Below are 12,369 nucleotides of genomic sequence, written 5' to 3'. Positions count from 1 at the left end.
TTCTGTGTCTACAGAATTCCCATATTTTTATCCGGATTTATATCATTTTCTACATAGAAGTTTACAGAAGCTTTCTCATGCTTCCCAGGCTGATCAGCAAAGTAGACGTGTTATGCATCAAAGCTGATGTGGTCGGCTGAATAATGCCAAACACACCCAGAGCGATCAGGGTAGAATTAATTCCTACTATGCTGTGATAGTTCTTGCGGATACGTCTCATCAGCCGGTCACTGATCTGCTTCAATATCAATATCTGATAGAGATCATCTGCACTGATGGTAATATCTGCAATCTCTCTTGCAAGTTCAGCACCATCACTGATGGCAATTCCCGCATCCGATGCAGACAGTGCCGGAGAATCATTGATACCGTCTCCGGTCATGATCACTTTGCGTCCTGCTGCCTTTTCTTTCTCGACAAATTTTGCCTTATCTCCTGGCAGTACCTCTGCATAGAACTCATCGATTCCCACTTTTTCTGCAATCGCTTTTGCCGTGTGCTCATTATCTCCAGTCATCATCACTACTTTGGAAATGCCCGCCTTTTTCAGTTCTCGAATCACATCTGCTGCTTCCGGTCTCAGCGGATCCTCAATACAGATCACCGCTGACAGTTTTCCTTCGATCGCCATATACAGATGTGAGTATTCCTGAGGAAGGTTCTCCAGAATCTCTCTTTTATCTTCCGGAATCACAGTCTTCTCATCTTCAAATACAAAATGATAGCTTCCAATGATGACTTTCTTATCCTCCACTGAAGAGGAAATACCATGCGCTACCACATACTCTACCCTGGAATGCATCTCTTCATGCTCCAGACCTCTTTCCTGTGCCGCATGTACCACAGCTTTTGCCATAGAATGTGGGAAGTGTTCTTCCAGACATGCTGCGATACGCAACAATTCGTCTTCACTTCTGCCATCAAAAGATACTACTTTTACAACAGTCGGCTTTGCCTTCGTCAGGGTGCCGGTCTTATCAAATACGATCGTATCTGCCTCTGCAACTGCCTCCAGGAACTTACCGCCCTTTACCGTAATATGGTGGGTTCCCGCTTCATGAATGGCATATAATACCGAAATCGGCATGGCCATCTTCAGTGCGCAGGAGAAATCTACCATCAGTACGGATAAGGTCCTGGTCACGTTACGAGTCAGCAGATAAGTCAATGCGGTACCGCCTAAGGTCCACGGAACCAGACGGTCTGCCAGATGCTCTGCCTTACTCTCCAGTCCGGACTTCAGCTTCTCAGACTCTTCGATCATCTTCACAACCTGTTCATAACGGCTTCCACCGCCAATCGCTGTGACCTGAATGGTCAGTTCGCCTTCTTCCAGAACCGTTCCGGCAAACACACCGGCTCCGCTGCTCTTGCGGACTGCTACTGATTCACCGGTCAGAGATGCCTGGTTTACCATACCTTCGCCTTCTGTCACGGTACCATCAAACGGAATGACATTGCCCATGTGTACCACGATTCTGTCACCCTTCTGAATCTTGCTGCTGTCTGTCAGGACTTCTGTCTCATCCTGTTTCATCCAGACTTTTTCCACATGAAGAGACATACTTCTTGCCAGATCACCGACCGACTTCTTGTGGGTCCATTCTTCCAGTATTTCACCGATGCCCAGCAGGAACATTACGGAGCCTGCCGTCGCATAATCACCACGTATGACAGACACTCCGATTGCTGTACCATCCAGTACCGGCACTTCAATCTTACGGTTACATAGACACTTTAATCCTTTTACTACATACGGGATTGCAGCTACCGTATTATAGCAGGCATTCAGAGGCGCAGGAAGGAACCACTTTCTTGCATAATGAAATGCAACGTTCCATACCAGCTTATCCTGATATTCAGCATTTAACGCTCTGCCCGAATTCTGAATAAAATGCTCCGGCACCTCCACATCTTCATAATGGAAAGTCTGAAGCTTCTTCAGCATATCCTGACGGTCGGCCTTTTCACCACTGTAATAAACTGTCACATCACAGGTCTGGTCATTTACCTTCACCTGATTCACACAGGAAAGCTCTGTCAGAAAGTATTGCAGCGTATCTGCCTGCACATAGCTCATGCGATATACAGACATATGCATACGAATACGTCTTTTTGATTCGTTTTTAATCTGAAACTTCACTTATGACCGCCCCTTATTCTGCTGTCTCTTCTGCAGTTTCTTCTACTTCTTTGAAGTCTTCGTCTTCGAAAGCCTGTTCTTCTGCCTTCTGAGCACGTTCTTCGTTAATGTCTTTTGCGCCTTCCAGAATATCTTCACAGTTTTCCTGAACGAGATTCACAGTCTTCATCACACATTCTTTTGCACGAAGAACGGCTGCTGTACACTGTGTATATACTTTCCTTGCGTCATCACTTGCCAGAACCTTTACACCTGCTGTTCCAAAGACAAATCCACCCGCGAAAGTTCCCACTTTTTTCCAGTCTACATTTTTGAATACGTTTTTCATGATTACTTCCTCCTTGTAAAACAACTTTCATTAGCTTATGCTAACTTTTTATTCATTGCTATTCTACTTCATGCCTCTTTTTTTGTCAATTTGAAACCTGTAAAAATCCCTATATTTCACGGAAAAAACACATTTTTATTCTTCTGTTTTTCCCATCTGGTCATAACGTTCCAGGAAGTTATGACGAACTCCTCCTGTTTTGTATTCCACTACGGTATCCAGATTCACATTCTCTACGCTCTTGAAAATATTGCCTTCTACAAATGGATTTTTCTGTTTTAAGGTACGGATCAACTCTTTAATCTCCACACGCTTGGAACGGTTTTCTTCATTATTACATGTGGTGCAGGTGTCAGTAAACTTGCAGGCACACTGAATAAAATGCAGATCATTGTAATCCCTCCAGGATTTGATATCATCCTCCCGGATCAGATATAACGGCCGGATCAACTCCATGCCTTCAAAATTCGTACTGTGAAGCTTCGGCATCATAGTCTGTACCTGACCACCATAAAGCATTCCCATCAAAATGGTCTCAACCACATCATCATAATGGTGTCCCAGCGCAATCTTGTTACATCCCAGCTCTTTTGCATAGGCATACAAATGTCCACGGCGCATTCTGGCACAGAGATAACAAGGCGAATTCTCTATCTCATACACTGCATCAAAAATGTTGGATTCAAAGAATGTCACCGGGATATTCAGCCTGCGTGCATTCTCTTCTATAATGCGCCTGTTTGCCTCATTATATCCAGGATCCATGACCAGATACTTTACCTCGAATTCAAACTTATTGTGGCGTTTCAGTTCCTGAAACAGTTTGGCCATCAGCATGGAATCTTTCCCACCGGAAATACACACTGCGATCTTATCTCCCGGTTTCACCAGTTCATAGGTATTAATCGCGCGGCAGAATTTAGACCAGATTCTTTTCTTGTAGGTCTTTCGCAGACTCTGCTCCACATTTTTGGCAAAATCTGCCTCTTCCTGGCGCTTCATATAATCCATCAGCCAGGCAATATAGCCACCTTCCAGACTTTCTGCATCCAATCCTTTTTCGCATAATTCTGCAGCAAGATCAATACTGTTTCTCCCCCTGGAACAGCAAATAATCAGTTTCTTTGTCTTATCTGTCTGTTCACTGGATGAGATCTCCTCGCCTGGAATCGCCGTGGCACCCGGAATGGCACCATGGGCGATTTCACTTTCGCTTCGGATATCGATCAACTGATAAGTGTCCGGATTCATATTTCTTAACTCTTCTACTGTAATGCTCATCCTCTTCTCCTTTTTCGTCCTACCGGGTGATCCGCTTCGGTCTGCAGGAACATCCGATTCCTAAACCTCCCGGTCCGATATGACAGCTAACGCCCAGTGACAGCTTATCATACAACACGGTCATTTCCGGGAATGCCTTCTTGATATCTTCCAGCCATTTTTCACTTTCTTCCGCAGTTGCGCTGGTCGCTGCCAGCAGATATACTTCCCCTTGCTGCACTTCTTCTTTGAATTTTGTAGCAAATTCCTGTTTCATGGCATCAATCATGACTTTCTTTGCCTGTACAAATCCACGACATTTTTTATAAGTATCCAGAGTCCCCACATCGAACTGCAGGACTGGTTTGATATTCAATACACTGCCAAGTGCTGCTGTGGCACGGGAAATTCTTCCCCCTCTTTTTAAGTACTCCAGATCCTGTACACCAATATAGATGGTATTCTTTGCGCGTGCTTCCTCCAGCATCTGCCTGATCTGCGCTGTCGTATACCCTTCTTCGATCAACTCCAGCGCATCCAGCACGGATCGGTGCTGGGTAGCTGATACCCGGCCATTGTCTACCACAAATACTCTTCCTGCATAAGGTTCTTCCTGTGCCAGCATCTGTGCGGTCTGACAGGACCCACTGAGAGCACTGCTTAATGGAATGTATAGAATCTGCTCATGTTCCTTCAGTGCTTTCTCCCATATCTTCATAACCTCTTCCGGACCAGGCTGTGAGGTACTTACATGACTTCCTGCTTTCATTTTTTCAAAAAATTCTTCTCTTGCCAAATTAATATCTTCATAATAACAGGTATTATCAATATAAAATGGCATCGGCAATACATAGATGCCCAGTTTTTCTGCCTCTTTCTGTGTGATACTGCTGTGACTGTCTGTCACCACTCCAATTGTACTGTTCATTTTTCCTCCTGATTCAAGAACATTACCTGATTTGTGTCTAAATAAGTACTATAGCATAATTTCTATAAACGTGTCAAAAAATAGTGCCCATTGCAGGCACTATCTTGTTCCGTTATTTTTTGATGTCCAGAGTCTCATTCATACTTCCGGTACGATATCCCATCAGATCCAGAGTCACATAAGTAAAACCATAGGATTTTAATTCTCTCGTGATCTTTTCTCTTGTCTCCGGCTGCATGAGTTTGTCAAATTCAGCTGGATCAATCTCAATCCTTGCCATCATACCATGAATGCGCACTCTTACCTGATGGAATCCCAGATCCAGCAAGAGCTGTTCTGCTTTATCTACCATTCCCAGCTTTTCTTCTGTGATCGTCTCCCCATATACGAATCTGGAAGACAGACAGGCAAATGACTGTTTTTCCCAGGTCGGAAGTCCCAGCTTCTTCGATAAAAGCCGAATCTCATTCTTGTTCAGATTGCAATGACGAAGTGGACTCTTCACTTCCAGTTCTGCCACTGCCTGAAGACCTGGACGATAGTCTCCATTGTCATCCATATTGGATCCCTCTATGATATTCTCTATGCCCTGTTCTGCTGCCAGCTTTTTGATCTTTTCAAACAGCTCTTTCTTGCAGAGATAGCATCGATTCTTCGGATTCTGTGCAAATCCTTCGATCTCCAGTTCTTCTGACTTGCAGATAAAATGACGAATGCCCTCTTTTTCACAGAATGCAATGGCCTCTTTTAATTCTCTCTGTGGAAAGGAGCAGGACTGTGCTGTCACTGCAATGATCTGATCCCCTAATGCTTCTTTTGCTGCTTTTAATAAAAAGGTAGAATCTACCCCGCTGGAAAATGCCACTGCTACAGAATTCAGACTGCGCAGATACTCCAGCAACGCTTCATACTTTTCTTCTAACTGTCCCATGTGACTGTCCTCCTGTACCAAATATCTTATTTGTTTACAGACAGGTCTTTTACGACCTCTCCGGCTATAATCAATCCAACTACAGACGGCACAAAGGCCACGCTTCCCGGAATGTCCCGCCGCTCAGTGCACTTATGCTTAGCCCCCGGCGGACAGATACAGCGTGTACGGCAGCTAATGGACATATCTTCGATTGGTCTTGTCGGCTGTTCTTCGGAATATACTACTTTCAGCTTCTTTACCCCACGCTTTTTCAATTCCCGGCGCATTACCTTTGCCAGTGGACATACCTTGGTCTTATAGATATCCGCCACCTGGAACTTGCTGGCATCCAGCTTGTTCCCGGCACCCATGCTGCTGATGATCGGAATGTTCATCTCCTGTGCTTTCATAACTAATGAGATCTTTGCCGTAACAGTATCTACTGCATCCACAATATAATCATACTCTTCAAACGGAAATTCCTCTGCATTTTCCGGAAGAAAGAAACATTTGTGCACTCTTACATCTACTTTTGGGTTAATCTCCAGCATACGTTCTTTCATCACATCGACCTTATACTGGCCTACCGTTTTTCTGGTAGCAATGATCTGACGGTTCAGGTTGGTCAGACATACCTTATCATCATCGATCAGGTCAAAGGCTCCCACACCGGTACGAACCAACGCCTCACAAACATATCCGCCCACGCCGCCGATGCCAAATACTGCCACACGGCTGTTTGCCAGCCTATCCATGGCTTCTTTTCCCAATAACAATTCTGTTCTTGAAAACTGTGTTAACATTCTATAACTCCTATTCAGACTGAAAAACAGCGGATGGAATCCATCCGCTTGTTTTATAACTACCTACTTTTTCGATAGGATAATTGTACTATGAACCGTTCTATCTGTCAATACTTTCTCCAGACATAACAGATTCACATCTGGTACCCGATACTTCCATCTGACCTGTTTTCCTTGTTCAAATCTGCTGTTATTCATTCAGATAAATCTCTTCTTTTGCCTTCATTAGCAGATACAATGTTTCGGTTGCCGGAACAGGGATCCGCTTCTTCTCTGCCATCTGCAAAAGTGTACCTGCCAGATATTCATTTTCTGTTCTTCTATGATGAAGCACATCCTCCAGCATCGACGTCTTCTTTGCACCTTTATAGCTGACATAATACTGAATGATATCTTCGATATCTTCTTCAGTGAGAGGAATTTCTTTTGCCTGTGCCACTTTCACAAATTCCCGCATACTTTTTCGGCAGATGGTCTGCAATTCTTCGTAAGTCCGAAACTTACTGTAGTCTGCTCCGGTGAGGGCAGTCACTGAGTTGCCTGCCACATTCAGCATCCATTTTTTCCACACCATTTTGTCGATGTCTGCTTCTACTACCACATCCAGTCCACTGCTGTGCATCAGTCGGTAAACATGCTGCACAATATCATCGCCGGAATAAGAAGAAGCCCCAATGTGGGTCACTCCCGCATTGGTGAACAGCAGATTTTCTCCATCCATAATCGTGTTCGGTCCCTGAATGTAGCCCTTCAGCACAATATTTTCCGGGAACGCCTCACAGAATCTCTGAAATGCGTAGATTCCATTCTGCAGAGGCAGCAAAATCGTACCAGGCACAATCACCGGACGCAAGTCCTCTATCGCAGATTCAATATCATAATTCTTTACACAGATAATCGCAAGCGAAGGTTTTTCCTCCAACTCCTCAGCCGTCGAGATAATCTTCGGAGAAAAAGCGGTTCCGTTTACCCAGTAGTGCTTCTTCTCCATTTTCTGTCGACGATGGCCTGTTGCCACCAGGGCAAACCGGTCTCCATAACGCTGATTCATATGCCAGGCAATGGGAATTCCGATTGCCCCAAAGCCAATAAGTACAATTTGTTCCATATTTTCTCCTCTTCCTTATCAAATATCATGCTATGCTTCTGCCAGCAGCTTTTTTACATATTCCTCAAACTGCTCAAACTTGCTGATATAGGTCTGTACAATACTCTGACAGTGTTCTTTTACAATCACTCCATCATAGTCATGAACCAGCTGATTTCTGATTCTCAGCATCTCCATCCACTCATCTCCATGAATCATATTCGCCTGAAATGCTTCACGCAATACTTCTCTTGGTGAACCTGTCACAAAACCTGTAATGGCATAATACTGAACCAGTATATCCTTCATAACTTTCCATGACAAATCAAACGTGATACTATATTTTGCACTTGTCCCACTAAGTACAAAAGAGTCAGTCAGATCTCTTACTCTGGCCTCCTGCAGCGAGTGCAGTGAATTCTGAAAAGATTCAAATCTTTTTGTAAATTTCTCGTCCATACTGTTCTATATCCTCCATCAGTAACTGATTTTTACAGGTATCCAGATCTACCAGATCAATTTTATATAATGTCGGTATTTCTTCCAGTTTTTCCTGAAGCTCCCAGATATTTTTTACACCTCGTACTGCTATATCAATATCACTGCGGTCTGTATTCGTTCCTTTTGCCCTTGAACCAAATAAGATCACACGATCCGCTGAAAACTGCGTACATAGATCAATTATATTTTTCAGGATATTTTCTATGGTCATATTATTTTCTATTCCTCACCAGTTGCAAGATAATCTTTTACCAGTTTCACCACTGTTCCGGAAAGCAGGAACAGAGCAATCAGGTTCGGGATCGCCATCAGACCGTTAAAGGTCTCAGCAATACTCCACATCAGCCCCAGGTTGACCGTTGCTCCAAGAATCGCTACCAGCGAATAAGCCACCATAAATGGCTTGATCACTTTTTCTGAAAACAGGAATTCGATGCATCTTGCTCCGTACAGTCCCCAGCCAAGAATGGTGGAGAATGCAAAACAACACATCGCTACTGCCGTAAAGATAGATACCCAGTCTCCGTACACAGATGTGAATCCCTGAATCGTCAGTTCTGCTCCAGCTGCCGCACCGTAATTCACTGGTACCTGGCTGCATAAAATAACCAGTGCTGTTAATGTACAGATTACAATGGTGTCTGCAAATACTTCAAAGATACCGAACATGCCCTGTTTTACCGGTTTTCTGGTATCTGCACAGGCATGAGCGATGGAGCCTGTACCAAGACCTGCTTCATTGGAAAAGATACCGCGGGATACACCCTTTTTCATACTCATGAACATGCTTCCGACCACGCCTCCTGTCACTGCAGATGGCTGGAAGGCACCTCGTATAATGGACACAAAAACTGCCGGAAGTACCCTGATATTCATCAATACCACTCCCAGAGCCAGTACAATGTATAACAATGCCATAAACGGCACCAGCTTTTCTGTTACCTGGCCAATTCGTTTGATTCCACCAAGCAGAATCATTCCTACCAGTACCGTGATTACAATACCAATGATCAGATTAGATGTTGATACTGCTCCTTCTGAAATTACATGATAATTCAGTAATGCAGAGTTGATCGCTGTTGTAATGGTATTGACCTGTGTGGCATTGCCAGTTCCGAATACCGTCAGCACACCAAATGCTGCAAACAGATAGGCCAGCCATATCCACTTTTCTCCCAGTCCATTTTTGATGTAGTACATTGGACCGCCCACCAGATCTCCGTTGGTATTTTTCTCACGGAAATGCACCGCCAATGTCACTTCCGCGAACTTGGTACACATACCAAGGAGTGCTGAAATCCACATCCAGAACACTGCTCCCGGACCGCCGATGGCGATTGCTCCGGCCACACCGGCAATATTACCGGTTCCAACCGTTGCCGCCAGTGCAGTGCAGACCGCCTGAAATGGAGTCAGGGCTCCATCTGAAGCATTTCTTTTTCGAAACATTCTTCCTATAGTTGTCTTAATAGCATACGGGAACTTCCGGATCTGCAAAAAATGAGTTCTGATACTTAAATACAACCCAACACCGAAGATGCACAGCATTGCCGGAACACCCCAGATAAAATTATTTACCACACTGTTTATATTTTCTATTATCTCCATCATACACTCTGTTCTCTTTCTTTTTTATTTCTACTTATTCTATTGCGATCTTAAAACGACAGATCTGCGCTAATGATCCTGATCGCCGATTCTATGCCTTATAAATTCACAATATTCTTTTATTTTAAGTCATTATTGCTTATAATGCAAGAAAGAGTCGCCAGTTGGATTTCTCCTTTCCTGCCGACTCCGTTGTTTTGTTCTTATCGTATTGTTCCTGATCATGCGGTTCAGGTGTACTATGTCAGATACCTTCTCCCATTCTCTTTCAACCACTTTCTTCTGATCTGATAATCTGGTAATACCTTTTCGACTTCTGCCCAGAACAGCCTAGAATGGTTCATCTGCTTCCTGTGACAGAGTTCGTGCACCACAACATAATCCAGAATCTCATCTGGCATCTCAGCCAGATGGCAGTTGAAGTTCAGATTTCCTACCTGACTGCAGCTTCCCCAGCGAGTCTTCTGATTGCGGATCGTGATCCTGCCGTAAGTGACTTCCATCTGCCGGGCAAAGTATGCTACTCTTACCGGAATCACTTTTCTTGCAGTCTCTGTAAGCTTCCGAATTTCTTCTTCCGTCAGAGGTGATCGCTGCGAATATCTGTCATCCTGTTCCTGCTTCTGACGTAACAGCTCCATCTTCTCCAGATGAATCTGTATCCAATCTTCTTTCTCTGTGACAAACTTCATGATTCGATTCTGCGTCATACGCTGCGGTGCCCGTACCTTGATCTGAAGATCCCTGTTGATCTCAATGGCAATACTTTTTCGGTTACTACGAATCAGAGTGATATCGTAATCTTTATATGCTACTTTTTTGCTTTCTAATCTGCTCTTCATATTTCGTCTCTTGATTATACCGTCCTCATTTTTCTTTCTGGCCATATTCGTCAGATCAAATTCAACAAAATCGCCTTTTGTGCACATCCGGACTTCCCTGTCAGTGAATTTTCTTTTATTTTTCAAATGAGAAATGATATGGCAGATGGTATTTATCACGGATCTCGATAAATTCTTTCTGTACTGCATCCCCTACTGGTACTCCCTTGTCCTTGCGTTCCTGCCATACCAGCCATTCTTTCTCACCTGCTGTGTAGATCCGCTCCTGCCCCGGTGCTTTCCTGGATGCGCGTAATGCACGACAAATATCTCCGGCCGTCTTACGGAAAGTATTTTCTCCCATGAAAAAGTCTGGATTAATAACAAAAAAGAAATGTCCCAGGTGATACATGGAGCGACTGCCATCTGCATTTAGTCCGGTCAGTGCTTTCATAAACGGGCCACCCGTCAGTGCTGCAGAAAGAATCTCTACTACCGCTGCATAACCATAGCCTTTAAATCCACACATTTCATCACCGATGCCACCAAGAGGTGCCAGTGCTGCGGTTCCATCTACCAAAGCTTTCAAGATCTCATCGGAATCTGTCATAGCCTCTCCTTTTTCAGATACTACCATACCAGCCGGTGTATCCTTTCCTTCTCTTGCATAATATTCGATCTTGCCACGCTGTACGATTGAAGTTGCACAGTCCAGACAGAATGGGAATTCTTCATCTGTAGGGAACGCAAAGGTCAGTGGATTGGTTCCCATCATATTTTCCACGCCAAAAGTTGGTGCAATAGATGGTCTGGCATTAGTTCCGGTGATTCCCAACAGTCCTTCCTTGCTGGCCATGGTCGCCCAGTAACCGGCAATCCCGTAATGAGTAGAATTGCAGATGCTTCCGCCAGCCATTCCATAAGTCTTCGCCTTTTCAATCAACATCTCCATCATCTTGTGACTGGCTACCATCCCCATACCGTCATGCGCATCCATCACAACAGTTGTCGGTGTCTCCTTCAGAATCTCGATCTCAGTTACGGGCTTTAAAGTTCCGTTAAGAATACGATCCATGTAGATCGGTTTAAATCGGTTGCAGCCATGGCTCTCAATCCCGCGTCGGTCACTTTCCATCAATACATCTGCACAGATTCTGGCATCTGCTTCCGGCACACCCACAGCCTGAAAAGCATCCACCATAAAATGTTCCACCATATCCCAACTGATATATGGCCTTGTCTCCATCGTAAAATCCTCCCGTTATGTTATTCATCGTATATCATTTTCTGCATGTTCCCTGGTAAATTTTCTGGTCATGATCCTAATGTTCCAGAAATATACAAGTCTCTTTCAGTATAACATACTTATCCTGCTGATGGGAAATAGAATCTCGAACCAATCTCTTCCACCTAACAGAAAAACCGTAAACGGTGCAACCCGAGTACCTTGACAAATTAGATGCCGTTTTCACGGCATGATTATTTCTGGGTTTCTGTTTTCACTGGTTTCCGTATGTGTGCTGGCAGTTCTGGTGACCACGGCAGCAAATCCTTAAGGAAATCCTGATTTTTGTCATCCATGTGCTTCGGAATCTTTGTTAACAGATGGACAATGTATTCATATGGCTTTAACCGGTTTGCTTTGGCAGTTTCTACTATGCTGTAAATAATGGCTGAACTTTCAGCTCCGTTTATAGTGTCAATCACCTGCCAGTTCTTTTTGCCGATACAGAATCCACGGATTGCCCGTTCACTGGCATTATTATCCATTGGTACTCCACCATCTGTCAGGAACACCCGAAGATATTTTTCCTGGTTCAGGGCGTAAATGAACGCTTCTTTCAGTTTGGCGCTGCCGCCATTCTTTACAGAGTCTTCATTCTGTCGGAGGTATGTAAAAAAGTGTCTTCGACACTTCAACTCCCCTGCCCCTCAATCTTGAGGGGATAGGGGGTTTCTTTTTGCTTCATTTTCCTT

13 protein-coding genes and 1 pseudogene are annotated in these 12,369 nt (G+C 44.2%); all 14 read right to left on the bottom strand.

All coding sequences use genetic code 11. The features are described from left to right. Positions 1 to 61: 61 nt before the first annotated feature. The gene (locus OCV47_RS08180; protein WP_262654648.1) at positions 62 to 2,143 is read right to left on the bottom strand and encodes a heavy metal translocating P-type ATPase; all 2,082 of its coding nucleotides are present in this window, start codon (positions 2,141 to 2,143) and stop codon (positions 62 to 64) included. Positions 2,144 to 2,156: 13 nt separating this feature from the next. Then, complete coding sequence (locus OCV47_RS08175; protein WP_256297536.1) at positions 2,157 to 2,471, bottom strand: DUF6110 family protein; 315 nt, start codon at positions 2,469 to 2,471, stop codon at positions 2,157 to 2,159. A gap of 135 nt (positions 2,472 to 2,606) precedes the next feature. Further along, positions 2,607 to 3,752, bottom strand: a complete 1,146-nt coding sequence (locus tag OCV47_RS08170; protein WP_262654647.1) for a PP-loop family protein — start codon at positions 3,750 to 3,752, stop codon at positions 2,607 to 2,609. Between the two features lie 19 nt (positions 3,753 to 3,771). Next, on the bottom strand, positions 3,772 to 4,659 hold the full coding sequence (locus OCV47_RS08165) for a DegV family protein (protein WP_117447960.1): 888 nt from the start codon (positions 4,657 to 4,659) through the stop codon (positions 3,772 to 3,774). A gap of 112 nt (positions 4,660 to 4,771) precedes the next feature. Beyond that, complete coding sequence (gene larE, locus OCV47_RS08160; protein ID WP_262654646.1) at positions 4,772 to 5,590, bottom strand: ATP-dependent sacrificial sulfur transferase LarE; 819 nt, start codon at positions 5,588 to 5,590, stop codon at positions 4,772 to 4,774. Positions 5,591 to 5,616: 26 nt separating this feature from the next. Beyond that, positions 5,617 to 6,375, bottom strand: a complete 759-nt coding sequence (locus OCV47_RS08155) for a tRNA threonylcarbamoyladenosine dehydratase (protein WP_262654645.1) — start codon at positions 6,373 to 6,375, stop codon at positions 5,617 to 5,619. A 63-nt stretch (positions 6,376 to 6,438) separates the two neighbouring features. Then, positions 6,439 to 6,573, bottom strand: a complete 135-nt coding sequence (locus OCV47_RS08150) for a hypothetical protein (RefSeq protein WP_262654644.1) — start codon at positions 6,571 to 6,573, stop codon at positions 6,439 to 6,441. After that, a complete protein-coding gene (locus tag OCV47_RS08145) occupies positions 6,566 to 7,483 on the bottom strand; it encodes a ketopantoate reductase family protein (RefSeq protein WP_262654643.1) in 918 nt (305 codons plus the stop codon). The genes OCV47_RS08150 and OCV47_RS08145 overlap by 8 nt, the downstream gene beginning before the upstream one ends. Before the next feature lie 30 nt (positions 7,484 to 7,513). After that, on the bottom strand, positions 7,514 to 7,921 hold the full coding sequence (locus OCV47_RS08140) for a nucleotidyltransferase substrate binding protein (RefSeq protein ID WP_262654642.1): 408 nt from the start codon (positions 7,919 to 7,921) through the stop codon (positions 7,514 to 7,516). Beyond that, on the bottom strand, positions 7,893 to 8,174 hold the full coding sequence (locus tag OCV47_RS08135) for a nucleotidyltransferase family protein (protein ID WP_262654641.1): 282 nt from the start codon (positions 8,172 to 8,174) through the stop codon (positions 7,893 to 7,895). Before OCV47_RS08135 ends, OCV47_RS08140 begins: the two co-directional genes overlap by 29 nt. A gap of 8 nt (positions 8,175 to 8,182) precedes the next feature. After that, on the bottom strand, positions 8,183 to 9,574 hold the full coding sequence (locus OCV47_RS08130; protein ID WP_262654640.1) for an alanine/glycine:cation symporter family protein: 1,392 nt from the start codon (positions 9,572 to 9,574) through the stop codon (positions 8,183 to 8,185). A 236-nt stretch (positions 9,575 to 9,810) separates the two neighbouring features. After that, complete coding sequence (locus OCV47_RS08125; RefSeq protein WP_262654639.1) at positions 9,811 to 10,413, bottom strand: M48 family metallopeptidase; 603 nt, start codon at positions 10,411 to 10,413, stop codon at positions 9,811 to 9,813. Positions 10,414 to 10,528: 115 nt separating this feature from the next. After that, positions 10,529 to 11,638: an Ldh family oxidoreductase gene (locus OCV47_RS08120; RefSeq protein ID WP_262654638.1), complete on the bottom strand. Its 1,110-nt coding sequence runs from the start codon at positions 11,636 to 11,638 to the stop codon at positions 10,529 to 10,531. 233 nt (positions 11,639 to 11,871) lie between these two features. Then, positions 11,872 to 12,291: pseudogene (locus tag OCV47_RS08115) on the bottom strand (IS66 family transposase); the annotation flags it as partial. Positions 12,292 to 12,369: the final 78 nt, after the last annotated feature.

This window comes from Muricoprocola aceti, from assembly GCF_025567005.1.
In the GTDB taxonomy this organism is placed as follows: Bacteria; Bacillota; Clostridia; order Lachnospirales; family Lachnospiraceae; genus Marvinbryantia; species Marvinbryantia aceti.
This window is presented reverse-complemented; position numbering and strand designations above follow the sequence as displayed.

Bases quoted from the DNA above. Each gene is read 5' to 3' on its own strand.
- OCV47_RS08175 (WP_256297536.1), bottom strand. From the start codon at position 2,471: ATGAAAAACGTATTCAAAAATGTAGACTGGAAAAAAGTGGGAACTTTC.
- OCV47_RS08170 (WP_262654647.1), bottom strand. From the start codon at position 3,752: ATGAGCATTACAGTAGAAGAGTTAAGAAATATGAATCCGGACACTTAT.
- OCV47_RS08165 (WP_117447960.1), bottom strand. From the start codon at position 4,659: ATGAACAGTACAATTGGAGTGGTGACAGACAGTCACAGCAGTATCACA.
- larE (WP_262654646.1), bottom strand. From the start codon at position 5,590: ATGGGACAGTTAGAAGAAAAGTATGAAGCGTTGCTGGAGTATCTGCGC.
- OCV47_RS08155 (WP_262654645.1), bottom strand. From the start codon at position 6,375: ATGTTAACACAGTTTTCAAGAACAGAATTGTTATTGGGAAAAGAAGCC.
- OCV47_RS08150 (WP_262654644.1), bottom strand. From the start codon at position 6,573: ATGAATAACAGCAGATTTGAACAAGGAAAACAGGTCAGATGGAAGTAT.
- OCV47_RS08145 (WP_262654643.1), bottom strand. From the start codon at position 7,483: ATGGAACAAATTGTACTTATTGGCTTTGGGGCAATCGGAATTCCCATT.
- OCV47_RS08140 (WP_262654642.1), bottom strand. From the start codon at position 7,921: ATGGACGAGAAATTTACAAAAAGATTTGAATCTTTTCAGAATTCACTG.
- OCV47_RS08135 (WP_262654641.1), bottom strand. From the start codon at position 8,174: ATGACCATAGAAAATATCCTGAAAAATATAATTGATCTATGTACGCAG.
- OCV47_RS08130 (WP_262654640.1), bottom strand. From the start codon at position 9,574: ATGATGGAGATAATAGAAAATATAAACAGTGTGGTAAATAATTTTATC.
- OCV47_RS08125 (WP_262654639.1), bottom strand. From the start codon at position 10,413: ATGAAGAGCAGATTAGAAAGCAAAAAAGTAGCATATAAAGATTACGAT.
- OCV47_RS08120 (WP_262654638.1), bottom strand. From the start codon at position 11,638: ATGGAGACAAGGCCATATATCAGTTGGGATATGGTGGAACATTTTATG.